We start from the raw sequence: 26405 nt of genomic DNA, 5'->3' as shown, positions 1-26405 counted from the left end.
GAGGTGAAAGTTAGCATGACGATGAAGAAGAAATTAACCGTTACTACATTAGCCGCAAGTATGATGTTTGCATCTATTGCAGGACTTCCGTTAAGCGAGAAAGGGTTAGCTGGCAAAATAGGTTTAACTGCCGGTGTTGCTTCTGCAACTACATATCTAGATCAACTTAACGAAGTACATACAGAATTAGCGAGAGATACACAAGGTTTATCTAACGTGAATTCAGTCAAACAGTATCTTGCGGATCATCCGATCACAGATAAGAATTTGCAGAAAGAATTAACGCAAGAAGTTTGGAGCAAAGTGAGAGATAAAGCTCCGGCTCTTCCTTATAGCGCTGTTATTAAGCTAATTAATGGATTAGACTTGTTTTTCGATGACTCCGGTGCTTCCTTTGATGAAATAATCAAAGATCAGGCTAATCGGGATGCGATCAGCTTACTGTTCACATCGGTCAATCTCCCAGGCATCGATGAGCCTAACGGGTTGAAGAAAAGTGATATCGTTGACTTTCAACAAGCTGCGATGGGCGCTTTGACGAGCAAAAAAGATGAACTTCTGGAAAAAGTGGCGCAAGTCATTCTAACAGGTCAAGTGGATTCTGAAGCAATTAAAGAAGAGATTAACGAGATCGTTAACAAAGGTGTGTTAGAGGGACACAGCGAGCTGCTGATTTCCCAATTATTGAATAGCTATGGCATTACATTAGGCGATCTGAATGCTGTACAGAATAGAATTGCCAATTATATTGATGCACAGTCGAGCTCAACGATTGCTAAGGATGCTAGAACTGCTGTCGAGTCTGCAGGTTTGAGATATGTGCTGAAAGACAGAATCAAATATGCGAAAAGCAGCGGAAGCACATCAGCAGTAGAATTACCTGTTTTGAGTGTGACTTATAACAACCAAGAGTACCCACTTCCATCAAGTTTATTGAAATGGAGTGCTGCTGGAACAGGTATCAAATACGACGGGACGGCTAAGGCCTTCGTATTAACGGGCACTACTTCGGCTTCTGCACATGTTGAAGCTCGTGATTCCAAATTCGGCTTATTGCTCTATATTTCCCCTAATGCGATTACTTTGACGCCTGTAAGCACTGGTGGCGGCAACGGTGGCGGAAGCACAGGTGGCGGCGGTGGCGCTGGTGGTGGCGGTGGTGCCGGAGCTGGTGGTGGAACTACAACAGGAAACACCAGTACAGCAGAACAAGCAGCCAAAGAAGCTCTTGCTAAACTTGGAGATGAACTGAAAAACGCGACCGAAGCGAGAAAGCAAGAAATCTTCAAAGAAGCTCAAGCAAAAGTTGAAAATGCCATTAAGGAACTGGCAACACTGGATCTTAAATCACTGATTACGATCCAAGGTGATACAGCTAAGCCGCAATTGAATGTTGCTGATCTGGTAGCCAAGCTGAAGGCCATCGCTGAAAAAGCCAAAGCGCTTAATGATCAATTGAAGGCGTTGAACCCGAACGCTAAAGATGTGAAAGTTCAGCTTACCTTGAACTTCGGAACTATTAATGCCAAAACAACTGAGATTCCGTTAGCTAAAGACTTATTAGCAGCAGCATTAAGCAATGGCATTGATACCATCGCAATTGCTATGAACGGCCTCTCACTTGCGGTTAGCCCAGCGGAATTCGGTGCGGACACGACTCTGAAGGTAACCAACCAAGATACGACTGTGGCGACGAGCGTAACTCAGCTTCCTGTAGCATCCGGCGTATACGAGTTCGAATTTACTTCAGGTGGAAATAAAGTAGAAAGCTTCAATAAACCTGTTGAAGTCACGATTCCGGTACCAAACGGCAGTAATTTTGATACTGAACTGTTGTCCTTGGCTAAAATTGTAGACGGTAAATTAGAGTTTTACGGCGGAAGCTATGGTAATGGTTCGTTAAAAGGTCTTCGTAACTCTTTCTCCACGTATACAGTAGTCGAAAATAAAGTGTCTTTCGAGGATACAGCATCGGTTAAAGCTTGGGCGGGCAGACAAATTCAAGTCGCTGCTGCCAAAGGGATCCTGGAAGGGCGTGCTGAGCAATCCTTTGATCCGAATGGATTTGTGACGCGTGCTGAGTTTGCAAAAATGATCGTCAAAACATTCTCCTTAGAAAGCGCTAATGCAACAGAAAGCTTTGACGATGTGAATGATTCCGACTGGTACAAAGTTTATGTAGCTTCTGCTGTTAAGAACGGTATCGTCAACGGCAAAGAAGCAGGCAAGTTCGATCCGAATGGACAGATTACTCGCGCTGAAATGGCGGTTATGTCTTCCAGAGCACTATCGCTCAAGGGTGTATCGATCGCTCCTATGAAAGTAGAAGAAGCGCTTAAAGGCTTCAAGGATGCTCAAGACATCAATAGCTCTTTGCAAAATGGCGTAGCTCTTGCAGCGAGCGAGGGTATCATCGTTGGTGAAGAAGGCAATGTCTTTAATCCAAATGCGAACTCCACTCGCGCACAAGCGGCAGTCGTTATTTATCGTTTGTTGAATAAATAAGAACATAGAGGAATCCTCTTCACCTATTGGAGAGGGTTCCTCAAACTTTCTACTCTAACGCTAACTAGATGAGACAGGACCGATAGATCGGATACGGAGGGAATGTAATGGAACTGGATTTGAAGGATTACTTGAAAATTTTACGTAAAAGGGTGTGGATGATAGTCATAATTGTCGTATTAACAACGATCGCAACGGGCGTTGTCAGTTATTTTTTCATAACGCCTGTGTATGAGGCTTCAACGAAATTGATCGTTAATAAATCGAATGATCAAGTTGGGATATCTCAAGTCGACATTAATACCGTAAATGTGAATATTAGATTGATTGACACTTATAAAGAAATCATTAGAACTCCCAGAGTAATGGACAAAGTTGTTGCCGATTACCCGGAATTGAATATTAGTGCCGAACAGCTTATCAAGAGTGTTAAAGTAAGCTCGGTTAACAATACACAAGTCATGACCTTGATTGTTCAGGATCCTTCCTATGAGCGTGCAGCCAACATTGTGAATGCTGTGTCTAAAGTGTTCCAAAGCGAAATTCCCAAGATTATGAAAGTAGATAATATCTCCTTGTTAAATGAAGCTAAGGATATCGAACAGCCGGTACCCGTGAAGCCGAACAAAAAGTTAAACGTTGCAATCAGCTTTGTTGTTTCTCTCATGATCGCTCTTGGAATAGCCTTTTTGCTGGAGTATATGGATGATAAATTCAAAACGGAAGAAGACGTTCAGCAGTATTTAGGACTTCCGACACTAACCATGATTACAAAAATGAAACAGGATGATTTCCAAAATCAAAGCAAGAAAACAATTGAACAAAGGGTAGGGGAGCCATCACATGTCAAACTCAACCAATAAAAGGCCGATTATTACCCATCAAAATCCGAAGTCACCGATCTCCGAGGCTTATCGGACGTTAAGAACCAATATCCAATTTTCTGCTATCGACGAAGAGTTGAAAGTAGTCATGGTCACTTCGGCTGGCCCTGGAGAAGGGAAATCAACTACGCTGACTAACCTTGCAGTAGCCTATGCGCAATCCGATAAGAACGTATTAATTATTGATGCTGACTTACGTAAACCGACCATGCATCATACATTGATGGTCTCCAATCGTGTTGGTTTGACTAACGTATTGACGAACGAACTACCTGCTCAGAAAGCCGTACAAGAAACATTCATCCCTAATTTATGTATCATCACTTCAGGGCCGATTCCGCCTAACCCATCAGAAATACTAGCTTCAAAAAGGATGATTAGCGTACTGGAAGAGCTCAAGGAGTATTTTGATATCATTCTGATTGATGCGCCTCCTGCCATTGCTGTAACGGATGCTCAAATCATCTCTACACGTTCAGATGGCGTCGTCTTGGTCATTGATTCGGAAAAGGTAAAAAGGGAAGTTGCCGCTAAAGCCAAACAAAACCTTGATAACGTGCGGGCTAGAATACTTGGTGTTGTTCTTAACAACGTGGATAGAAAAAATAGGGATTCTTATTATTACTATTATTATGGTGAGAGTAAATAGCATGATCTACAAGTGAGGGTTTCCAATGAAATTTGTCGGAAGTAGGAAAGCGGTTCTTGTTCTTTTGGATATGGTTCTTATTTGGTTTAGCATAATCACAGCATACCTATTGAGGTTTGACTGGCATATCCCCGAGATTTACTGGAATCAGTCTTTAGAATATGCGGCCGTCTCTATGGTAATTGGCTCCATCAGTTTGTTCTATTTCAAGCTGTACAAACGCGTATGGCAATATGCAAGCATTGGCGAAGTCATTTCTATTATTAAAGCAGTAGGGGTTGCTTGTACTGTTTCTTATTTCATCATGCTTGTGATGCACGAGCCACGGATTCCTTTCTCCGTCTATGTTCGTGTCATGGAGAATATGGTCATTATCATTGGTGTGAGTCGTTTTGTGTGGAGAATTGTTAGGGATAAATATTTAAAGAAGAACACGAATATGAAGAAGGCTCTAATTATTGGTGCTGGGGATTGCGGCATTCTTATCGCCAAAGAGCTGAAATTTAATCTGAGCTCTCCCGCTTACCCCGTCGCATTTATTGATGATGACCCATTGAAATTTAAACATTTGGTTATGGGCATTCCGGTTATGGGCTCAAGAAATGAGATTATAAGAATTGCTGCAGATTACCAAATCGATGAAATCATTATTGCAATGCCTTCCGTATCTAAAATTGAGATATCGGAGATTATCGCTATTTGTAAGCTGACCAAAGCAAAAATGAAGATTATTCCCAAAATTAACGATTTAATCGAAGGTAAGGTCACGATTAATGCCATCAGAGATGTGCAAGTCGAGGACTTGCTGGGGCGTGACCCGATTAATGTAGATCTAGAGGGTATAGCCAACTATGTACAAGATAAGGTTGTATTGGTTACTGGCGCTGGCGGATCAATTGGTTCCGAGCTATGCAGACAAATCGCTCCCTTTGGACCCAGTAAGTTAGTCTTGCTGGGACATGGGGAGAACAGTATCTATGGAATAGAAAAAGAAATAAGCAGAAAGTTCCCTTATTTGAAAATAGAGCCGGTAATAGCTGATGTACAGGATTTAGATCGGATGAAAGATGTCTTCCAAATCTTCCAACCCAAGGTTGTTTTTCACGCGGCAGCACATAAGCATGTGCCATTAATGGAGCGTAATCCTGCTGAAGCTATTAAAAATAACGTATTCGGAACCAGAAATGTTGCAGAATGTGCTCACCAATTTAAAGCGGAGAGATTCGTTCTTATTTCAACAGATAAAGCTGTTAATCCGACAAGTGTGATGGGGGCTACCAAACGAATTGCCGAATTGATCATCCAAAGCCTGGATCGCGTTAGTCAGACTAAATTCGTGGCCGTACGCTTTGGTAATGTGCTAGGGAGTCGCGGTAGTGTAATACCGCACTTTAAAGAACAAATCGCTCTAGGCGGACCAGTAACCGTTACACACCCAGAAATGGTGCGCTACTTTATGACAATCCCTGAAGCAGTTCAGCTAGTTATCCAAGCCGGATCATTCGCTAAAGGTGGAGAAATCTTCATTCTGGACATGGGTGAGCCGGTCAAAATTGTTGATTTGGCAACTGATCTTATCCGACTATCGGGATTCGAGCCGGGTATAGATATAGAGATCCAATTCACGGGCATGCGCCCTGGGGAGAAGCTCTATGAGGAGCTGCTGCTGAATGAAGAAGGCATTGGGAAAACGAGTCACGGTCGAATCTTCGTGGGCAGTCCATCGAAGATAAGTCACAGTGAGCTTGCTAAAGAGATTGCACAACTCGAAGAGATTGTTTGTGAAGGACAAGGGGCTGTTCGTGAGGCAGTGAGGCATTTGGTGCCGAATTTTAGTAATGTGGGTTGAGGGTTATTGTATGGTGTGTACTACATTGATTACGAAGATATGAAAAGAGAGGGATATGTGTGAAACACGAAGGCAGTACAGCACTTGTACAAAAAGCGAAAGATAGAATATTTCTTTCATCGCCACATATGAGTGATGAAGGCTATGAAATGCAATACATACAAGAAGCTTTTGATACGAACTGGATTGCTCCTCTTGGAGAAAACGTAAATCAATTTGAGAAAGAGCTAGCGGCGAAGGTTGGGTCTAGATCTGCAGCAGCATTATCTTCTGGAACTGCTGCGATTCATTTAGCACTTAAGGCGGCAGGAGTAGGGGAAGGGGATATAGTTTTTTGCCCTACGCTGACGTTTTCAGCTACCGCTAATCCAATAATTTATCAAAATGCTACTCCAGTTTTTATAGACAGTGATTATGAAACGTGGAATATGTGTCCACATGCATTAGAAGAAGCTATGTTGAAGTATCCTCAAGTTAAAGCTGTGATTGTCGTGCATTTGTATGGTTTATCTGCAAACATGGATAGAATAGTTGAATTGTGTAAGAAACATAATGTGGTTTTGATAGAAGATGCTGCTGAATCGTTAGGCACGTTTTATAAAGACAAACATACAGGGACTTTTGGGAATTATGGTATCTTCTCTTTTAATGGAAACAAGATTATTACTACTTCTGGTGGTGGAATGTTAGTTTCTAATAACGAAGAGATCATTGCAAAGGCACGTTTTTGGGCTACACAGTCAAGAGACAAAGCAAGACACTATCAACATAGTGAATTAGGGTTTAATTACCGTATGAGCAATGTTGTTGCTGGAATTGGTAGAGGGCAGCTAAAGGTATTAGACTTGAGAGTTGAGAAGAAGAGATATATTTTTGAATTCTACAAAAGAGAACTTGGTGGACTAGAAGGTATTGATTTCATGCCTAGTAATGAGTGGAACAAACCGAACTATTGGTTAAGTACGATTACCATGCATGGTAAAGTTAGACCGATTACTATTATGGAAGCACTTGAGAAAGAAAACATTGAATCAAGACCAGTTTGGAAGCCGATGCATATGCAGCCTTTTTTTGGAAAATTCGATTTAGTTGGAACGAATGTTTCGGAAGATCTGTTTGAGAATGGAGTATGTCTGCCAAGCGATACAAAGATGACTGATGATGATTTGATTAGAGTTGTAAAGGTTATTAAAGGATTGTGGTTAGCATAATGAGAAACTCCAATAGAGGTTTCTATAAAAGTTATATTAAACGGCCAATGGATTTATTATTATCACTAGTTGCAGTAATTTTTCTCATTCCTGTACTTCTGATAGTCGCTGTCCTTGTTAGAGTAAAACTTGGAAGCCCAATTTTATTCAAACAAGAGAGACCAGGACTGAATGAGCAAGTTTTTAGGATGTATAAATTTAGAACGATGACTGATGAGAGAGATGAGTGTGGTGATTTGTTTCCTGATAATATTAGATTGACAAAATTCGGTAGATTTTTGCGTTCTACTTCTCTCGATGAACTCCCAGAACTTTTTAACATCATTAAAGGGGATATGTCTATTATTGGGCCTAGACCATTATTGGTTCAGTACCTACCCCTCTATAATAAACATCAGAAACGACGTCACGAGGTAAAACCTGGATTATCTGGCTTGGCACAGGTAAGCGGAAGAAATGCAATTAGCTGGGAAGCTAAATTTAACCTAGATATAGAGTATGTTAATGATGTTACTTTTGTGAGAGACTGCAAAATCATATTTATGACAATCAAAAAAGTCTTCATAAGAGAAGGCATTAATTCAGAAACTGCTACAACGATGGAGCCTTTTAAAGGTAGAGAAAAGGAAACAGTGGTGTTATGAAAAGCAAACTCCTTATCATCGGTGCTAGTGGGCATGGTAAAGTTGTGGCCGATATCGCTTTGAAAATGAATTTATGGGATAACATAGCTTTCTTAGATGATAACGATAATATGGAATCATCATTAGGACTTAAAGTTATCGGTAGGTCAGATGATGTAATAAAACATATAGATGACTGTGACATCATTGTTGGTATTGGTAATAACGCTACAAGAGAAAAAATCCAAAAGAAACTTGAAGCAGCAGGTGCGAGTTTACCTGTTTTAATTCATCCCAGTGCAATTATAGGAGAACAAGTTGATTTGGCGTCAGGAACAGTAGTCATGGCTGGAGTAATTATCAACTGCTGCACAAGAATAGGAAAAGGCAGCATTATTAATACAGGATCAACGATAGATCATGATAATGTGATTAAAGATTATGTGCACGTATCACCTGGAGTTAATTTAGCCGGATCAGTGACAATTGGTGAAAGTACATGGTTAGGTATTGGTAGCAAAGTAGTGAATAACGTTGTAATAGCAAAAGGTTGCAAAGTTGGTGCAGGTGCTGTAGTAACTAAAGATTTAACTAAACCGGGAATTTATGTTGGAGTTCCTGCGAAAATGAAAGTTGATAATTAACGTTTTAATCGTCTGAGGTGAGTGTAACTTGATAAGAAAAAATATATGGGTATGGAATCATTATGGGACTGATATGTACAAAAATCGTGGTGGACGACATTATTGGTTTGTAGAGAACCTTATTAAACAAGGTTACACTGCGACAGTTTTTTGTGCAAATACTTATCATAACAAGCCAGAATTTATTGATACAAAAAATAAGAAATATGCCATAAATACGATTGATAACATCCCTTTTGTTTTTGTAAGGACCACAACGGCATTGGGAAATGGAATTGATAGAGTGAAAAATATGTGTTTATTTTACTTAAATATATTCTCTGTAGCAAAAGAATATAAAAAGTTAAATGGCAAGCCTGATGTTATCATTGCTTCAAGTGTTCATCCTTTAACTATGCTAGCGGGGATTCAAGTAGCTAGAAAATTTGGGATACCATGTATTTGTGAAATTAGGGATTTGTGGCCTGAGGCTATATTTTCATTTAATAAGGCTAGAGAAAATAGCCTATTAGGACGTGTTCTTACTGCTGGTGAACATTGGATATATAAAAAGGCAGACGCTCTAATTTTTACTAAAGAGGGAGATATTGATTATATCATAGAAAAAAAATGGGACACAGGACAAGGTGGAGAAATCAACCTTGCAAAATGTAGTTATATTAATAACGGTGTTGATTTAGAAGCATTTGAAAGGTTCTCATTTAAGAATAAATTTCATGATGAAGACTTAAATTCTAATAAATTTAATGTTGTATACGTTGGAGCCATTCGTCCTATTAATAATGTAGGAAATATTTTAGATGCAGCAGCTATTCTAAAAGATGAAAAGAACATTCAGTTTCTTATTTATGGGGATGGTAACCAAAGGGAAATTCTCCAAAGGAGAGTTTCGGATGAAAAACTAACTAATGTAAAAATAAAAGGTTGTGTTAGTAAACATTCTATTCCCTATATCCTAAGTAAGTCATCAGTAAATATTCTAAATTATTCTCAAACACAATATAATTGGGCTAGAGGAAATAGCTCTAATAAATTATTCGAATATATGGCATCTGGAAAACCAATTATATCGACTGTGAAAATGGGATATTCGATACTGAAAAAATATAAATGCGGAATTGAATTAGATAATAGCACAGCTGAGGAATTGGCCAAGAAAATTATGGACATCAAAGTTATGCCTAAAGTTCAGTATGAGCTAATGGGCGAAAATGCCAAAAAAGGTGCTAGTGATTTCGATTTTAAAGTATTAACGGAAAAGTTGATCAGGGTAATAGACAGTGTGATATGAGGAGAAAGAATTTATGATAAATATTATTGGACTAGGATATATTGGTTTACCAACTGCTCTAATGTTTGCGAAAAGTGGAATAAAAGTTGTTGGAACAGATAATAACGAAAAATTAGTTGAAACATTAACAAATGGTGAATTAACTTTCGATGAAGAAGGGCTCGAGGAACTGTTTAATGAGGCACTTAATAATGGTATTCAATTTGTAACTGATTATCGTAAGACTAACACTTATATCATTGCTGTACCAACACCATATATTAAGGAAAGTAAAAAGCTTGACCCTAAGTATGTTATTTCAGCAGTGAATAGTGTCTTAGATGTTTGTGTAAAAGGTTCATTAATAATTATTGAGTCTACGATATCGCCAGGATCAATTGACAAGTATGTTCGCCCTGAAGTAGAAAAAAGAGGGCTAGTAATAGGACAAGACGTGCATTTAGTACATGCTCCTGAAAGAATAATTCCAGGAAATATGATTTATGAACTTGAGCATAATTCAAGAACCATTGGAGCAGATGATTTCGAAATCGGAGAAAAGGTAAAGAAATTATATTCAAGTTTTTGTAAAGCTGAAATTGTTTTGACTGATATAGCATCTGCAGAAATGTCAAAAGTTGTTGAAAATACGTACCGAGATATAAATATTGCATTTGCGAACGAGTTAACAAAAATTTGCCGTAAAGATAATCGGGATGTGTATGAGATTATCAAAATAGCAAATAGGCATCCTAGGGTTAATATTTTGCAACCAGGTCCAGGCGTAGGAGGTCACTGTATTTCTGTAGATCCTTGGTTTTTAGTTGGTGATTATCCTGACTTGACTAATCTGATTCTAACAGCTAGAAAAATCAATGATTCAATGCCTACCCATGTACTAGGACGAATTAGAGATATTATGAGACTGCATGATATAAAAGATATTTCAAAAATTGGAATATATGGTCTGACGTATAAAGAAAATGTTGATGATACAAGGGAGAGTCCAACAATTCAATTATTGGAAAGAATGGATGAGCATCTAGCTTTTGGAGTAAAAGTATTCGATCCAATGGTTAGAACAAGAATTGTAGACCATCAATTCATGAATTTTGAGGATTTTATTAATGAAATAGAAGTGCTTGTTATTATGGTTGGGCACGACCACATAAAGATGAACATGGATCTTATCAAAGAAAAACATGTATTAGACACAAGAAATGTTTGTACTTTTGAGTCGTGTTATAAGTTATAGCTTTCATTTTAATATTTCTAAATATGTGAATTGATATTAAAAAAGTCAAATGCTGATGATTGTAATCTTACAGGCTATGAGGCTTTAAGTTAACCACATGAAAAATAGTAAAGGGTTATCAAACATGACACATAACAATAAATTTTACTCACAATATTCAGAATCACTAAAAAGAAAGAAAATCATCGATATTAACTCGATGCTTTGTATTTTGTATTTTTTTCAATTCGGGTTGTTATTGCCTCTATCTAAATTTGTCGGATTACAAAGTATTATTCTAATATTTACAGTTTTAATAATTATTGTACTCGTAAAAAATAACTGGGGCGAAAAAATTAACCTATCAATGTTTTTTTTAATTATTATTCCTATACTTATTATTGGAATAAAATATTTTTTATATCCTAATAACAACGAAAATGCAATACAAATTTTAATGTATTTTGTTACAATTGGAATATCTGGAATTGTGATAGGAAGCTATCCAATTTCTTTAGAGAAATTCTTGGATTTTGGGTATAAAATTGGGGTTCTCAATTTTTTTTTACTTTTTTTGGATCCGTTTTTTGGGTTTTATGAAATAAATTATATGAGATTCGGATATGCTCTTTTACCTTCTGTTTTATTTATTTTTGTAAAGGTCTATAAGAATAAGAGAATGAGGGGAAAGATACTGCCTTTGATTTTCTTTTTAATTTCATTATTTGAAATATTTCTATTCGGAGCGCGAGGATGTTTTATAGCAACAATGTTTTTTGTTGCGATATATTTGATGATTGTGGATAAGAAGCATTATTTACTGAAAGGGTTATTGATTAGCTTAGGATTTGTTATGTGGATATATTTATATCAAGTATTAATATTTATTGCAAATCTTATATCATCGTTAGGTTTTTCTTCATATTCTATATCAAAATATATTAGGGCATTTGAAGAAGGAATTGCTGGAACCTCTTCAGGAAGAGCTGAATTATATGCACTAGCAATAGAAAATATTAAAGAATCTCCATTGATAGGTAATCAATTTACTTCTAGTAATTCTGAATCTTCATTTGAATATTACCATAACATATTCTTACAAATTGGTTCTGAGTTTGGTGTAGTTGTTTTAGCGTTTTTTGCAGTTTTTATTTTGTTTAGTTTGATAAAGAGTTTACTTTTTTCAAATCTAAACAAAAAAATAGTTTATATGATAATGTTTTCGGTTGTTTTTGGAAGATTGATGTTTAGTTCAGATTATTGGCAAAGACCTGAGTTCTGGCTTTTTATGGGGATATATTTCAGAGGTACTCTAGCTAGTAGAGTTGATGTGAGGAACAATAAAAATGAAATTAACGTTATGTGAAAAAAAAATCAAGAAATTTTTTAGTGATGTAGTTATTAATACTTTCGCCTTTGCCTTGCTAATTGTAGCGCAACAAATTATCGCTTTTCCAACAATAGCCAAGTTTGGTGATGCAAATGCGTTTGGAGATATACTGGCCTTAATGGCAATTGCTAACATTCAGTCCGTGTTTTTTGGCGAAAGTCTGGGCAACACGCGGTTACTTTTAAATGATCAATATAATTTAGAGATTGAGTATAGAAAACTAAATATTATATTACTTTTATTAAGTTTCATTTTGTCAATTCTTATGTTTTTTATGATTACAAAATCATTTAATTTACTCGACGTTTTTACCTTCGCTGCTATCTCTGTTTTTTCTTCAATAAGACTATATAATGTTGCTTTGTTCAGATTAAATAAAAAATTCAAGAAAATATTATTCTTAAATGTACTTTATTCTGCCGGGATTATTGTAGGGTTAGGAATTTCACTAATTTTTAATAAATTTTTAATGGTGTTTTTTATTGCAGAATTGTTTGCACTAGTAATAATGAATAAGGTTAAGTTTCCCAAAATTCTCCCTATCAAATTAAGTTTTAATAAAATAATAATTAAAACATATTTTAACCTTAGTATAAGTTCATCAATATCCTATACTTCGAACTTACTAGATAGATTTATTATATACCCTATCTTAGGTGCTCATGATGTATCTGTATTCTATAGTGCATCAATTATTGGCAGACTAGGTGCGCTTGTAATTAATCCGATTACAGGGGTAATTTTATCATGGATGCCTGATGTTAATAAAGAAAGTAGATCAAGAATTTTAATCATTACTCTAACAATTAGTAGTATATTTGCTGCATTGTATTTTTTTCTTATTATGCTATTCTCTCCGATGATAATCAAACTTCTTTATCCACAGTATTATATAGAAGCATTAAACTATATTTTGATAATTTGCATTACGCATTCTATAAGTATAGTTAATTCGCTTATCAAACCAGTACTTCTTAAAACTGTTAATTTAAATGTCCTGACAGGAATGAATCTTCTCTATGCAATTTTGATAATTTGTTTGGGGGCTCTATTAGCTTTAAGAATGGGTCTTTATGGGTTTGCGATAGCCTTCTTAGTTTCAACATTGTTAATTACTTTGATAAGATTAATTTATGTTTATATAATATTGAAGAAAGATAACAACCCTAGTCAAATTAGAAGTGGAAATCAAGTAGAGTCTGGTGCAAAATGATGATAGTGAAAAGTCATCGAAAGAGATTCAATAATTAAATTAAGAAGTACCTCTTTCAGAAAAATTAATATGATTAATCCTCTTAATACTTCTTAATATCGACGATGATAGCATTATCTATACTCCTAATTGACAATTACTATTTACTGTATATTGCTGTATATGTATCCAGGCTTTCTTTTTACTCAAGTTCTTCATTTAAATCATCGCGTTAAATGGTATTATTATGATAATAATATTGACATCTGAGGGTTGGTACCATGTCTCAAAAATCAGGCCGTGATGGATAAACTCAAATATCGTCGTTAGACGGGCTCGTGCAGGATACAAGCGCCTAGCAAGTCTTTTTATAATGTATAACTCCAATTCTTGAGGAAATAGGCCTACAAACCCCTCCTCTAGACCCTCAAAGTTTGTGGAATCTTTATGTATATTTTATAATATAAAGATAACTTTAACTTTGAGGAGGGAATTCATAGGATGATACTTATGTCGATTTGGCATCGTTTCTGGTACAAGTATAATTTAGAGCTGTTTGATAGTTGTATGGATAAGGAAATGAAGCTGAAATTGTTGCATAAGGCCCAGTATCATGAACAAAGATTGAATTTCTCATAATCTACAGAAGTAAACCAAGCTGACGTTTGTTATTACAGACGGCAGCTTTTTCGTTTTCGCTTATTTTGTAAATTTTCTTCGTTTAAATCCCCAGTATTTAATCCAAAGTGCCCCTTCATCATCTTTATAGAGCTTAATTCCAGTTAAGCTAAGCGGTGTCCAAAACTCTTTGAAATAGTAATTTGGCATGGGTTTAGCCCTCCATATTTATTTCTTAGGTTTAACATAGCAGTTCTTAATTGAGAAGTAAGTCGATTTTCGTCGGAAACGGAAAAATTTCCCTTAAAAGTTCACATTCATAATGTGACTTATAGTTCTTTAGAGCTTATAATAGTACGTATTCCCTATATAATATGGTTGGTGATTGATAGCTTGAGAAAGAAAAAGTGGAAAAAGCCACTGCTATGGGTATTAAGTGGTGTATTTGCGTTCGTTGTCATTGGGTATTTTGGAGTAAATATGACTATATCTTACGTGCTGAAGTCAATGGTTCCGCAGGTGCCGGTTGTCATAAGCGATCTAGCTGATGAGGAGAATAGCCTCCGGGGGACTATAACCGGAAATAGTGCGAATGAGAACGTCAAGGATACAGCTAATTCTAATTCCCTCCCAGATACTCAGGAGACAACGGAAAAGAGAGAGGATCATGCAGCAACTACTGTCTCCCCTAAAGATGCATCACATACAGCTGTTGAATCTCCTAATATTGAAATTCAAGATACTCAATCGAATGAGAAGGACCCAAAGGCAGTAAATGATGAATTAGGCTACCAAGCTCAAATCACAACTGAAAAAGCCAAAGTGGTTGAAGATTCGATATCTGTGAAGGAAAAGGTGGCTGTTACTTCGGTCCTCCTGAAGAAGTTGAGCTCTTCTGAGCTTCAACTTTTAGCCAAGTTGGCAGGAGGCGGGTTGACGGTTGAGGAGAAGAAGTCGGCCAAGGAGATCATTTTGAACAAGCTATCTGAGGATGAGTATAATCAATTAATTCAGATTGCTGCGAAGTATGGTTTGAGCCAGGGGAAAAATTATCAAGATTCGCAAAAGGAGTCTCACAAGTGAGAAGAAGATGGTTGTTACTTTTGCTCGGAGTGGGAGTTCTGGGAGTTGGCGGGTACGCGGGCTACACCTATTCGGTGAATGTGATCGCAGATAAGCTTGCAGCTCAACTCTTAGCTGAGACTGAAGCTAACCAGCAATTACTTGAGCAGGTGGAATTGCCGGCAATGCCACAATCCTCGGGGGATGTTTCTCTTCAAGGTAACGCAGATGCTCATGCACCAAACGCACTAGATAAGTTAAGTTCTCAATCTTCGAGTGCAAGTCCGAATACTAGGAAAGAAGACTCTTCGAAGAAACAAGCTTCAACTGCTGAAGAGGGAACTGATTCTGAGAGTGAAGGTAACGAGCAATCTAGCTTGGTTTTCGGCAGTAAGCAGGAAGCTGTGAAGTTTGCGATGAGTCGATTCTCAGCGTCCGAGTTGAACAAATTCCGGCAAATGGCTAGCGGAGGATTGACTTCTGAAGAGAAGGCGGAGCTGAAGAAGATAGCTTTTTCCAAGTTTACAGCAGCGGAGATAGCAGCAGTTCAAAAAGCAGTTACAACCAAATAACTATAAGAGGTGTCGATCTAGTGAAAGCGAAAAATCGAATGACAGCCACAGCAGGATTATCTTTAGCGTTGTTCATGGGAATGAGCACGGGAGCATCTGCAGCACAATCTCCAATCGATTTGAATGTTTATCAAGTTCCTATGCATTTTACCGTTGATGGCAAGGAGTATGCACCACCGGAGGGACAGCAGGGGTTCATCTATGAAGGCAGCACCTATGTGCCGATCAGGTTCATTTCTTACTCTTTGGATAAAGCAGTGAAATGGGATGCAGATACATATACAGTTACAATTGCTGAGCCTAATGATACGGACAAAATTAACATCAAAGAGTACAAGCTCAACGCGCAGGTTTACTCAAAAAGCAATGATAAATTCGATAAATCTAAGCTGGTATCCAGTAAGTTGAATGTGTACAAAGAGAAGATTTCCTATGTTTTTGATGGGGCATCGAAAAGTCCTTCTGAGGATTTACCTGGATACATTGTCGATGGCAATTTATATGTGCCTATGCGTTTTTTCTCGGAGTCTGTAGGCAAAACGATTAATTGGGATCCGGTAACTTACACGGTTTCAGCTGTAACGACTCCGGTTAAGAAGGATCCTGAGGTGAAGGGGCCGGAAACGCCTAAAACGGAACCGCAGGTTCCGGCTGCAGGAGGCGGCGGGGCAGTTGGTGGTGGAGGTTCCGCTGGCGGCGGAAGCGGTACAGTTGGTGATGGCGACGTGGCTAAGCCATCTTATGATTCGATTAAGTCTGAAGCGGAGACTCAGCTAAGAGAGCTTGAAGCGAAAAGCAAGGCGGAGCTCACGGAGCTATATAATCAATATAAAAGCACGAAAGATGCAAGCTTAATTGATGAAGCCTTTTCCAAGGTCGCTGAAGCTGACGCTGCTTTTGATCAAATTATGAGCGATTTGAATTCGAAGCTTTCCGATAATGGATATGATACAAGCATTATTGATACATACAAGGATCAATATGAACAAATCAAAACGGATGCGCAGGCTGATATCATTTCTAAATAAACCATAATCGGGGTGCTCCTTAGAGGGGGCATCCCGATTTATTTGCGCCCATTTTCATGTGGAACAAACACCAAATAGGCGATCGCACACATACTCTGTATTAGGCTATTGACTATACAAGAATGCGAGTGATTTCAGTTATGACGAAACCTGAAGAGCAAGAATTTCGCCCGCCGGTTGGCGGTGGTGGTTTACATGGGGGCGGCATCGGTCATGGCGGCCTGGGTGGCCACGGATTTGGGCATGGACATGGTCCAATTGGGCATGTAGGCCCTGGATTCGTTGGACATGGGCATGGCTTTTATCCGCATTATCCGCATTACGGATATGGCGGCTTTAACAATGTATTTCCATGGATTGCGGCCCCCCTACTCTTGAGTGCGACTCAGCCCTACTATCCATATCCTCCGTATCCAGAGTATCCTTATCAACCATATCCATATTATCCATATCCGCCGGTATATCCTGGTATTTAACTCCTTCAAAGCTTTTAAACCGAGGTGCTCTCTCAATGAGGAAGCGCCTCGTTTTTTTTGTTAGAATCGTTACTTGCCTAAGAAGGAGAATCTGTAATACGCAATATACAAAATGAGACATGATTGGTAAAATAGTCGTTAGGTCCTATATTTATTGCTTTTTCAGGAAAGGAGAAATAGATACGAACATTATTCGACAATCAAAAGCTTTTTGCATTTGTCTTTCCCTCTTGCTAATGCTATCCAGCATCGGTTTAGGCAATCTAACCTTTTTTGTCCCGACGGCATCTGCTTCAACGGATGTAAAGGCGATGGTATCCGGTGGAATGAACCACGCTCTGGCGTTGAAATCTGACGGCTCGGTGTGGGCCTGGGGTGACAATTCGAGCGGTCAATTGGGCAGCGGCGCCTCGGAGGGGCAGATGCCCAGCCCGCAGCAAGTCAGGTATGCGAGCGGAGAAACATTAACCGGCTTCGTCAAAGTGGCGGCAGGCGGCAATCATTCCATGGGTCTGAGAAGCGACGGCACTTTGTGGGAATGGGGAGGCTGGATTACAGCTAATAACAATGCGGTAAACATCGTAACTCCGCGTCAGGTGACGCTCCCCAAGCCCGTGAAGGACATGGTCACTGGCGGCTACTTCTGTTTAGCACTTTTGGAAGATGGAACCGTATGGGGTTGGGGGAAGAACGATTGGGGGCAGATGGCTACTGGCATTGGCGGGCTGCTTACAAGCTTTTATGAGGAGCCTGTGCAAGTAGTTGGCCCCCTTGGAATTGGTCATCTCACGGATGTTGTGAAGCTCGTTGCCTCCGATTCGTATGCAGCGGCCTTAACAAGTGACGGTAAGCTGTACGGATGGGGGAATAACTCTTCCAACCCTCTGGCTATCTTAGACTTCCTCGAAATTAATTGGAAGCTAAGTGTGCCGACGCTAATTACCGCCTTTCCGGAGCCAGTTGTTGATTTGGATGCTGGTGCTTATGGATTAGGAGCAGTTCTTGAGAGCGGTAAGGTGTGGGCAACTGCCGATCCGTGGGCTCATAACGGCCAAGTGTTTACCGGCGATGGCGATACCTCGACTCCCATGGTTACGGATGCCAAACAAGTCGCTATGGGAGCCAATTCGGCAGCGGCTTTAACAACCTCCGGTAAGGTTTGGACAAGAGGCGTCAACGGTACGGACGATAACCCTTCATCGTCTTTTATTCTAGGGAATCCGACTGTCTACTATCAGAGTCTGCAAGCACAAGTTATGGGCCCGAATGGAGAAGGTTATCTTACCGATGCCATTTACTTAGCTGAAGGAAATAATACGGCGTACGTGATCCGAGAGGACGGAACGCTATGGAGCTGGGGGAGCAACCAATACGGGCAATTGGGAATTGGAGTTGCAGGAGACGGCGTAAAAGCTAACGCTAGCAAGGTGCCTGCTGCAGTATCGGTCGATGGTGCGCAGTTTCGGTTAAGCCCATCCGCCGTTGCCAGCCTGAAGGCGATATCGCTGAATGGAGCAGCTATAAGCGGATTTTCCCCCGATGTGAAGCAGTACGCGTTGGGCATAGACTCCGGAACTGCTTCGGTGAGGATTGCTGCCGAGCCTTCGGATTCGGATTCCACAGTTAGGATTAATCATAGCCCGGTAGGCAACGAAGGCTATGCTGAGGTTGCTTTGCGAACGGGCACGAATGTTATTGGGATTGAGGTTACGGCATCTGATGGATTTTCCAAGGAAGCGTACAATGTGAAGCTATATGTAGGACCCGGCTCAGAAATTCCTGATAACGACTGGCAAATCCGGGTAGACGAAGATAATTCCGCAATGACGCAGTCTATCAATCTTCCTGATGGAGGAAGTATATTGATTCAGAGTCTGCCGACCGCCGATTCTCAAATTATCCGAAGTAAGCATAATGGCGAGATGCGGAAGGTGCTCACGTTCTCTAATCATAAGACAGTATCCGTGTTACCCATGGCAGATTCGGGTGATAATTTTGCCCTGGTGAGTAACGTTTCAAGTGGTATCGAGCTAGTCCAAATGGATCAGGATCTGAACCTGCAGACACCAAGTACGGTTATGGTTGGGAATGATAGCACATGGACCGGTAAAACCGCTTTGAAGGCTAAATCAACCTCCGACGGCGGTATAGTCATTATCGGTAAAGCAACGCAATCATCCGGATGGACAATGCCTTATATCGTGAAACTGGACGCGACTTGGAAAGTAGTAATGGAGACCGGTTTCGTCGTAAGTGAAGATTTGCCGGATGTTATCTATGATGTTGTCGAGGATGGGGCGGGCGGCTATGTCGTTACCGGCACGTTATCCGTTGGCGGAGATTCTCCATCACTGTGGGTAGCTCATTTGGCGAACGATGGTGAAATGGATAATGTGAAAACTTTCCAGCGTAATATTTATCAAGAAGGTCAAAGCATTGTTCATACGGAAGACGAAGGCTACTTGGTCGCCGGTACATCCGCATCCAGCGGAAATATGACGGATTTATCCGGAATATGGTTATTGAAGCTAGATTCTTCTTTGAATTTGGTATGGGATACTTTCACGGAGAGTAATGGACCTGTCTCTGTCAAATCGTTGATCCCTTTATCAGAAGGAGGATACGCAGCGGCAGGAATGCGTGATGGCATGGCTGACTTGACGGCATTCAGCGAGGAAGGATACGAGCTATGGCATCATTCTGACGAGTCCGGCAAGGAGTGGCTTCACGTGATCCGGACGCTGGACGGCGGTTTTATGACCGCTGGGGCAGTCGCGGATGGCAAGGCCTTGTATAAGAAATGGTCGGGGCCGAATCTGCGCTTGTCTTACATCAGCCTCGATGAGCAGACGGTTTCAGTTCCAGCTACAGTGGCCAATCCCCAAGAGCCGGATAAGATTCGTCTTGAAGTCGAGGGCAGCAGTTCATCTGTGGCACTAGTCCCCTATTTGGCGAAGTCTGAAATGAAGTTGACGGTTGACGGCACATTATCTGGCAGCGGAGAAACCATTCATATTGATTTGCCAGCCGGTACTTCTTCCAAGACGGTTGAATTAACGGTACAGACACCGGACAGTAGATATGCCAGATCGTATCTCGTTGAATTGATTGTCATCCCCGTCAATAAGGAAGATCTTCATGCCGCGATTCTTGAAGCGGAGACTTTTTTGGAAAAGGCTGTAGCAGGGACAGAAGTCGGTCAGTATCCATCCGAGGCGATAGAAAGCCTAAGAGAAGTGCTGGAAGATGCAATCCTTGTATATGATGAAGCAGGGAGCAGTCAATCGGAAGTCGACCGTGCATGGTCATACTTAAATGAAATGCTCGATTCCTTGCCTTATCAACAAATTCCGTATGCGGATAAGATTACGTTAGCCTCGACTTTGCAGCAAGCCTCGCAGTTGATGAAGCAAACGGTGAAAGGCTCCGTTCCCGGGGCTACGCCACCTTCGGCGTTTGATATGCTGCAAGCTGCTTATGTGACGGCGAAGACTGTTATGTTAAATTTTAACGCAGGTCAACAGCAAGTAGATTCAGCTTCTGAGAGTTTAATAGAAAGTATTGTGAGCTTTCAAAACGCAGTTATTCTCCCTTCTCCCGCATACTTTGAGGATTTTGAGGGCGGAGACGGCGGGTATCGCACGGAAGGTGAAAATTCTACTTGGGCTTACGGAACGCCGAACTACAGCTCGGGTCCTGCAGGTGCATACTCGGGGACAGCCGTTTGGGGAACGAATCTAACTGGGGATTATAAGGCTGAGGAGCGAAGCTTTCTCCTGTCTGGTCCCATTGACGCGTCCGGAAGCCGTGTTTCCAAAGTAGTCATTTCGGCTCAGGTATGGGAACAAACGGAGAAGGATTACGATTATATTTATATTGATGTCAGCAAGGACGGCGGCCAAACATGGCAAACGGTACATAAGTATACTGGTGGCAGGGATTCGGATGGAGGTGAAGGCGAGGGCGAAGGTGAAGTTAGGGAACCTTCTTCTCGGGTTTCAACCGACTGGAGAAAGCTGAATTTCGATTTGGACAGCAGTTACGCGGTACCGAATTTACAAATGAGATTTCATTTATCTACGGATGGATCGATACAAGCCCCTGGTATCTACGTAGATGATGTAGCTGTGTACGTTGTTGAAAACTCACTGAGACTTGAGCTTCTTACAGCAGAACAGACCATCGCTAATCTTACAGAAGGACAGCTTCCAGGTGAGTACAGGTACGGTGCCGGCAGTATGCTGCAAAGTTCATACGTTCAGGCTCGGCAGGTCGACCAGGACCCGAATTCAGACGCAGCCGAACGTGAAGCTCAATTGAATAAGCTTCATCATACTTTGGATCAAGCCGCGCAATTAAAGGTGAATACGCCACTGGGGACTACCGTTCCTAACGGCAGCATCGTTTCTTACGGCGGACATAAGTGGATCATGCTGGATAATGATTCGGGCAAAATGGTTTCTTTGGAAAATACAGGTACTTCAGCATGGAGTGAAGATGGTTCTAACGCTTTTGATCCTGAAGCTGAAGGCACATTGGCTTATAAGCTGAATCATTCTTTTCTGGAAGCTTTTGAACATCAGGATTGGATGCAGGAGCATGCTTGGGACGTAAACGGCATAGATGGCCGGAGTTGGGATGGAACCACATCGGTATCTGCTAAAGTGGGCTTGCTTTCCGCTAATGACTATTTGCAATACGGGTCAGTCTACCCTGGCGGAAGCGGTATGCTGGGTGATCTTGCACATGTATGGACATTAACTCCTGCATACCTCGCTAACTCTGAATCCATGAGCCGGCAGGGATTATATCAAGTCGTTGTTACTGGCGATCTGAGCGGGGCTTCCCCTCAAGTTGAAGGGGGTGTTAAACCTGTCATTTATGTAAGGACAGATCTTGTTCAGGCTGCTGGCAGCGGAACGTATGATGCTCCTTTTACACTCATGCCCGACACGGAAGATCTCCAAGTAGCGCGCACGGCTTCCCTATTGACTGATTGGTTCCAAAGCATTAATCCGGGGATAGATTCCGTGACTAATGAGGTGTATGCTGAGCGCTTAATGCTGCCTCAAAATGATGCGAACGGCGTTGTGCTACGCTGGGATTCAAATCAATCGAATGTGGTCGATCCGTTGACAGGCGAAGTTAAGAAGCCGTTGCCCGGGCAGTCTGACACCGAAGTCGAATTGACGGCAGTCGTGAGCAAAAATATGTCGGTTCGTAACGTGAATTTCACGCTGGTAGTAAAAGCGAACCCAATCTCGGAAGCCGAGATTGTAGCAGCCGACAAAGCGTCGCTAACGCTGGCATCGATCCTGGGAAGTAACGCGGATGCAAACCAAGTCACGACGAATCTCGTTCTGCCTAAGACAGGCGCGCTCGGATCCACGATTACGTGGGAAAGTGATAGCGTGGCGATCACGGCGGATGGAACGGTAACCCGGCCTGTAGCTGCAACCGGCGATGCGATCGTTCACTTGACGGCAACATTAATCAAAGGTGAGACGAAGCAGTACGCTGAATTCAAGTTTACGGTGCTTAGTAAAGAACCGATCCAGTATGGCGCCCCCTATGCAGTCACAGCTAATGAGCCGCTTATCTTCTCGGACGGTGTAGTGCTTGATTTGCAGGGCTTATCCATACCTGCTGGTACAACAGTAACCGCGGAATTAGTGAATCCGGATGTAACGGGGACAACGTTAAAGCAAGCGGGCCCTGTCATCAAATTCACTTTCCACGGGATGGATACGAATCAGCTTGAGATCCCAGTTAGACTGCAGTTCCCTGTCACACCCGGGACGGATCTTTCCAAGATCGGTATTTTCTATCTCAACGAGATGAACGGAAAATGGGAGTACCAGAGGACAAACCGTTCAAGTGGTGTTGTTACGACCTTGGTGTCTCATTTTTCCACTTACGGTGTCTTTACTGCCGATCAAGTATCGGCTCCTATCGCGAACCCGGCCAGTGGTTCGATTCTGCAAGCTGGTAAGTCGGTACAGCTTGCCACGGCTACCGATGGTGCGAATATTTACTATACGCTGGACGGATCTGATCCTACCTCAGAGAGCACCTTGTACGATTCTGGACACATGCCAACAGCTATAGATGCGAACGGTCTGACAGTTCGAGCTATCGCACAAAAGAATGGTATGCTGGACAGTGTGGTGCAGGCCTTTGCTTACACAACATCGACGGCAAGTGACAATGCCAAACTGAGGAGCATTCTGGCAAGCACAGAACGTTCATTCTCTAACTTGCTCGTGGTAACACCAGACGTTGCTACAGAAAGCAGCATTTATGCAGCTACAGTATCCAACGACGTATATTCCGTATACGTCAACGCTTTGGCAGAGCACCTTGGAGCCAATGTAAGTATGTATAAGGACGGACATCCGGTTACCGTAAGTGATGCTGTGTACTTGAATGTGGGTGTGAATCCGATTCTTATATCGGTAACTGCGGAGAACGGCAATCAGCGCGCGTATACACTGAACGTCAACAGGCTGGGATCCCATAATGCGGATATTAGTGATATTCAATATGGAGGTGTCCCGCTAGGACAATCTGGCCATACCTTTACGTTGAATGTGGATTGGCACGTGACAAACGTATCTCTGCTTGTCCACTTGTCGGATCCGAATGCTCAAATGTCCGTAACGGATGTGACCTACGATATGAATGGCATTAATATCACGAATATTAGTTTTGATGCAAGCCAGAACCTATATCCCCTTGTAATAACGGCACAGGACGGAACGGTTAAAACGTATCAACTGCAAATTGTGCGAAGCCGCGAGCCCTCTAAGGAGCTATTAGACACGAACCATGACGGTTTTATATCTATTGAAGACGTGACTAGGCTGGTGTTCGAACAGTTTGATGTCGATGGAAATGGATTTGATGCTAACGACGTAACTTATTTATTAAGCCAAATCGGACCGCTGTTCGTGAATAAGGAATAGGCTTGCTATCATCGATTGAGTGAAACACGGCAGCTTTGTTTATAAGAAAAAGGAGTAGCCTGCAGCTTGAGGAAGCTGAAAGCTATTCCTTTTTTTTAAATGGCTGAATCTGTTTGCGCAGTCAAGTAAGCTTATACCCATACGATCAATAATCCACAGGAGTAGTACTTTCGTACAACGACAAGAATATCCCTACAAAGTGAGAAAATTACCTGGAAAGAAATGGTATATAATTTTCCGAGATAAGTTGGTAATTAAGCTAAAATATGCCCGCCTTCCACATGGAGAACGGTTCCGGTCACGAAACCATTTTGGATCAGGTACAGTACGCTTTGCGCGACATCTTCCGCTTTCCCTACCCTGTTCACAGGGAGTTTGTCGGCGATCGCCCTATATAATTTAGCACGCGCGTCTTCTGGCATTTTGCTGCGTGATGGCGTATCGATGATACCGGGGGAAACGGTATTCACCCGGATTGGAGCAAGTTCCAAAGCTAGAGTCTGACTCAGGCTCGATACGGCTGCATTGACTGCGCCAAGTGCCGATGAACCCACCATCGCTTTGTAGGCGACAACTCCGGAGAACAGGGTGATTGAGCCGTTCGGCGAAAGTTTCGGAGCGCCGTATTTCGCTGCGTAGTATTGGCCCCAAAATTTGTTTTCAAAAAGCTGCCGCGCTTTGGCCGTATCCGTTTGTAGAAAAGATCCGCCGAATGTTTCGGCTGCACTGACAACCAGATGGTCGAACGGGCCCGTTTTTTCAAAAAAAGCTTTTACTTGCTCTTCATTTGTCGTATCCAGCGTATAAGCCGAAGCATTGGAGCCAAGAAACTCTTTTGCTTTTTGTAATTTATCTTCCGAGCGGCTCGCAATGATCACCTCCGCGCCAAGTGCGATGGCTTGCTTGGCTGTTTCCAAACCGATTCCGGAACTGCCGCCGATGATGATAATTTTTTGATTTTGTAACATGTGATTTCCTCCTTGTAGGTAGTTGAATTAAAATTTCAGTACATTTTTTAGATGTGCGTGGAGTTCGGTTACATACTTGTCGATGTTTGGGTTTTTGATGACATCGTAGCAGGCGAAGCTCTTTAAAGGGTGCATACCGAGAAACTCCTGAACGCGATGCAAGTGTCCCAGTGCCCCTTCCAAGCCGTCTCCTTTAAAAAACTGCGTAGGATCGTTAAATGCCTTTTCCGGCGCGTTCCAGGTAGTCGACAACATATAGGTTTTGTTCGTTAACAATCCGCCTCGTCCATATTGATCAGCACCCTTAAAAAATAAACCGTACGCAAACACTTCATCCATGTACGTTTTTAATAGCCCCGGCACGCTGAACCAATAGATGGGGGTTTGGTAGATAATCGTATCAGCCCAGATAAACTTCTGCTGCTCTTCTTCGACGGAATAGCCTTTTTGCAGCGTGGTTGTTTTTACGCTGTTGTTTTCTTGTAACAAACTAACCATACTGTCCACTAGAGTTTGATTCAGCTTTCCCTCGGATGAGCCGTATTTTTGGTGACCGTTAATGATTAAGATATTTTTCATTGTCAAAAATCTCCTTTGTAGTTTAGTTTTCAGTTACGACGCCGAGAAATGTGCCATGAGTAAAAGGAAGCAAGGATGCCATTAATTTCCTCCTCATGGTAGGGACGTTGTTGTTTGATAACAACGATATTATATATACATTAACTTTACTTTGGGAAGTAGTAGTATTTATTTCATATAGTTTCCGAAAGTGAATTAATGTGATATGATTAGGAAAATTCAAATAAAAAAAGTACGGGGGGACAGGTTCCCATGCATGAAGTAGAACCAATCGAACTGAACAAAGGAACACCGGGACAGCCTTGTCCTATTGCCAAAACACTGGATGTCATTGGGACAAAATGGACATTTTTGATTATTCGGGATTTGCTTATCGAAGGCACGTTGCGGTTCAGCGATTTGCTGAAGGCCATGGAGGGGATCAGTCCCAAAACACTCTCGCTCCGATTGAAGGAACTTGAGGACCATGGCATATTGGTAAGGAAGGTATATCCGGAGGTTCCTCCGCGTGTCGAATATACGTTGACGGAAAAGGGAAAGCGGTTGGAAGGCATATTTATTGAGTTAAAGAGATTCGGCTTGCAGCTATGAAAGATTGAGATGCATCATCAAATAAAAACAGAGCGCTAACGGAAAAGTGTATTCCGCTATTGCTCTGTTTTTGTGCCGTCCGGGTCATAAAGAAA

19 protein-coding genes are annotated in these 26405 nt (G+C 41.4%); 16 read left to right on the top strand and 3 right to left on the bottom strand.

What is annotated here, in order from left to right; all coding sequences use genetic code 11:
• The first annotated feature begins 15 nt into the window (after window positions 1-15).
• The 11 genes from J2X61_RS00450 to J2X61_RS00400 all read left to right on the top strand — a co-directional run bounded on the left by J2X61_RS00450 (window position 16) and on the right by J2X61_RS00400 (window position 13472).
• On the top strand, window positions 16-2505 hold the full coding sequence (locus tag J2X61_RS00450; protein WP_310185017.1) for an S-layer homology domain-containing protein: 2490 nt from the start codon (window positions 16-18) through the stop codon (window positions 2503-2505).
• A gap of 107 nt (window positions 2506-2612) precedes the next feature.
• Entirely contained in the window at window positions 2613-3368 is a 756-nt protein-coding gene (locus J2X61_RS00445) for a YveK family protein (protein WP_310185016.1), read from the top strand.
• Window positions 3349-4038, top strand: a complete 690-nt coding sequence (locus J2X61_RS00440; RefSeq protein WP_310185015.1) for a CpsD/CapB family tyrosine-protein kinase — start codon at window positions 3349-3351, stop codon at window positions 4036-4038. The genes J2X61_RS00445 and J2X61_RS00440 overlap by 20 nt, the downstream gene beginning before the upstream one ends.
• 25 nt (window positions 4039-4063) lie before the next feature.
• Window positions 4064-5887 (top strand): polysaccharide biosynthesis protein, encoded by a 1824-nt coding sequence (locus J2X61_RS00435; RefSeq protein WP_310185014.1) that lies wholly within the window; start codon window positions 4064-4066, stop codon window positions 5885-5887.
• Between the two features lie 128 nt (window positions 5888-6015).
• Window positions 6016-7098 (top strand): DegT/DnrJ/EryC1/StrS family aminotransferase, encoded by a 1083-nt coding sequence (locus J2X61_RS00430; RefSeq protein ID WP_310185643.1) that lies wholly within the window; start codon window positions 6016-6018, stop codon window positions 7096-7098.
• Window positions 7098-7742 carry a sugar transferase gene (locus tag J2X61_RS00425; protein ID WP_310185013.1) on the top strand — a complete coding sequence of 215 codons (645 nt, stop codon included), beginning with the start codon at window positions 7098-7100 and terminating at the stop codon, window positions 7740-7742. Before J2X61_RS00430 ends, J2X61_RS00425 begins: the two co-directional genes overlap by 1 nt.
• On the top strand, window positions 7739-8365 hold the full coding sequence (locus J2X61_RS00420; RefSeq protein ID WP_310185012.1) for an acetyltransferase: 627 nt from the start codon (window positions 7739-7741) through the stop codon (window positions 8363-8365). The genes J2X61_RS00425 and J2X61_RS00420 overlap by 4 nt, the downstream gene beginning before the upstream one ends.
• 28 nt (window positions 8366-8393) lie before the next feature.
• A complete protein-coding gene (locus J2X61_RS00415; protein ID WP_310185011.1) occupies window positions 8394-9656 on the top strand; it encodes a glycosyltransferase family 4 protein in 1263 nt (420 codons plus the stop codon).
• Window positions 9657-9669: 13 nt separating this feature from the next.
• Window positions 9670-10890, top strand: a complete 1221-nt coding sequence (locus J2X61_RS00410; RefSeq protein WP_310185010.1) for a nucleotide sugar dehydrogenase — start codon at window positions 9670-9672, stop codon at window positions 10888-10890.
• Between the two features lie 97 nt (window positions 10891-10987).
• Complete coding sequence (locus J2X61_RS00405) at window positions 10988-12235, top strand: O-antigen ligase family protein (RefSeq protein WP_310185009.1); 1248 nt, start codon at window positions 10988-10990, stop codon at window positions 12233-12235.
• Window positions 12216-13472, top strand: a complete 1257-nt coding sequence (locus tag J2X61_RS00400; RefSeq protein ID WP_310185008.1) for a lipopolysaccharide biosynthesis protein — start codon at window positions 12216-12218, stop codon at window positions 13470-13472. Before J2X61_RS00405 ends, J2X61_RS00400 begins: the two co-directional genes overlap by 20 nt.
• 678 nt (window positions 13473-14150) lie before the next feature.
• On the opposite strand, the gene J2X61_RS00395 is transcribed toward J2X61_RS00400, so the two are convergent.
• Window positions 14151-14279 (bottom strand): hypothetical protein, encoded by a 129-nt coding sequence (locus J2X61_RS00395; protein ID WP_310185007.1) that lies wholly within the window; start codon window positions 14277-14279, stop codon window positions 14151-14153.
• Window positions 14280-14462: 183 nt separating this feature from the next.
• Between J2X61_RS00395 and J2X61_RS00390 the strand changes: the two genes are divergently transcribed.
• From J2X61_RS00390 to J2X61_RS00375, 4 genes are all read left to right on the top strand, one after another.
• Complete coding sequence (locus tag J2X61_RS00390) at window positions 14463-15152, top strand: hypothetical protein (RefSeq protein ID WP_310185006.1); 690 nt, start codon at window positions 14463-14465, stop codon at window positions 15150-15152.
• Window positions 15149-15703: a hypothetical protein gene (locus J2X61_RS00385; RefSeq protein ID WP_310185004.1), complete on the top strand. Its 555-nt coding sequence runs from the start codon at window positions 15149-15151 to the stop codon at window positions 15701-15703. Before J2X61_RS00390 ends, J2X61_RS00385 begins: the two co-directional genes overlap by 4 nt.
• Window positions 15704-15723: 20 nt before the next feature.
• The gene (locus J2X61_RS00380) at window positions 15724-16731 is read left to right on the top strand and encodes a copper amine oxidase N-terminal domain-containing protein (protein ID WP_274466513.1); all 1008 of its coding nucleotides are present in this window, start codon (window positions 15724-15726) and stop codon (window positions 16729-16731) included.
• A 595-nt stretch (window positions 16732-17326) separates the two neighbouring features.
• Window positions 17327-24172, top strand: a complete 6846-nt coding sequence (locus tag J2X61_RS00375; protein ID WP_310185002.1) for an immunoglobulin-like domain-containing protein — start codon at window positions 17327-17329, stop codon at window positions 24170-24172.
• Window positions 24173-24426: 254 nt separating this feature from the next.
• Here J2X61_RS00375 and J2X61_RS00370 read toward each other — a convergent pair whose 3' ends face one another.
• Both J2X61_RS00370 and J2X61_RS00365 read right to left on the bottom strand, forming a co-directional pair.
• Window positions 24427-25140 (bottom strand): SDR family oxidoreductase, encoded by a 714-nt coding sequence (locus J2X61_RS00370; RefSeq protein ID WP_310185000.1) that lies wholly within the window; start codon window positions 25138-25140, stop codon window positions 24427-24429.
• A gap of 27 nt (window positions 25141-25167) precedes the next feature.
• Window positions 25168-25719, bottom strand: coding sequence for an NAD(P)H-dependent oxidoreductase (locus tag J2X61_RS00365; RefSeq protein ID WP_274466508.1), 552 nt, complete (start codon window positions 25717-25719; stop codon window positions 25168-25170).
• Between the two features lie 252 nt (window positions 25720-25971).
• Here J2X61_RS00365 and J2X61_RS00360 point away from each other — a divergent pair, with 252 nt between their 5' ends.
• A complete protein-coding gene (locus tag J2X61_RS00360) occupies window positions 25972-26310 on the top strand; it encodes a winged helix-turn-helix transcriptional regulator (protein WP_274466507.1) in 339 nt (112 codons plus the stop codon).
• Window positions 26311-26405 lie beyond the last annotated feature (95 nt).

Source organism: Bacillus sp. 3255 (assembly GCF_031456485.1).
Taxonomy (GTDB): domain Bacteria; phylum Bacillota; class Bacilli; order Paenibacillales; family NBRC-103111; genus Paenibacillus_E.
This window is presented reverse-complemented; position numbering and strand designations above follow the sequence as displayed.

Coding starts and splice junctions, on each gene's coding strand:
- J2X61_RS00450 (WP_310185017.1), top strand. CDS start 16: ATGACGATGAAGAAGAAATTAACCGTTACTACATTAGCCGCAAGTATG.
- J2X61_RS00445 (WP_310185016.1), top strand. CDS start 2,613: ATGGAACTGGATTTGAAGGATTACTTGAAAATTTTACGTAAAAGGGTG.
- J2X61_RS00440 (WP_310185015.1), top strand. CDS start 3,349: ATGTCAAACTCAACCAATAAAAGGCCGATTATTACCCATCAAAATCCG.
- J2X61_RS00435 (WP_310185014.1), top strand. CDS start 4,064: ATGAAATTTGTCGGAAGTAGGAAAGCGGTTCTTGTTCTTTTGGATATG.
- J2X61_RS00430 (WP_310185643.1), top strand. CDS start 6,016: ATGAGTGATGAAGGCTATGAAATGCAATACATACAAGAAGCTTTTGAT.
- J2X61_RS00425 (WP_310185013.1), top strand. CDS start 7,098: ATGAGAAACTCCAATAGAGGTTTCTATAAAAGTTATATTAAACGGCCA.
- J2X61_RS00420 (WP_310185012.1), top strand. CDS start 7,739: ATGAAAAGCAAACTCCTTATCATCGGTGCTAGTGGGCATGGTAAAGTT.
- J2X61_RS00410 (WP_310185010.1), top strand. CDS start 9,670: ATGATAAATATTATTGGACTAGGATATATTGGTTTACCAACTGCTCTA.
- J2X61_RS00405 (WP_310185009.1), top strand. CDS start 10,988: ATGAAAAATAGTAAAGGGTTATCAAACATGACACATAACAATAAATTT.
- J2X61_RS00400 (WP_310185008.1), top strand. CDS start 12,216: ATGAAATTAACGTTATGTGAAAAAAAAATCAAGAAATTTTTTAGTGAT.
- J2X61_RS00395 (WP_310185007.1), bottom strand. CDS start 14,279: ATGCCAAATTACTATTTCAAAGAGTTTTGGACACCGCTTAGCTTAACT.
- J2X61_RS00375 (WP_310185002.1), top strand. CDS start 17,327: ATGATTGGTAAAATAGTCGTTAGGTCCTATATTTATTGCTTTTTCAGG.
- J2X61_RS00370 (WP_310185000.1), bottom strand. CDS start 25,140: ATGTTACAAAATCAAAAAATTATCATCATCGGCGGCAGTTCCGGAATC.
- J2X61_RS00365 (WP_274466508.1), bottom strand. CDS start 25,719: ATGAAAAATATCTTAATCATTAACGGTCACCAAAAATACGGCTCATCC.
- J2X61_RS00360 (WP_274466507.1), top strand. CDS start 25,972: ATGCATGAAGTAGAACCAATCGAACTGAACAAAGGAACACCGGGACAG.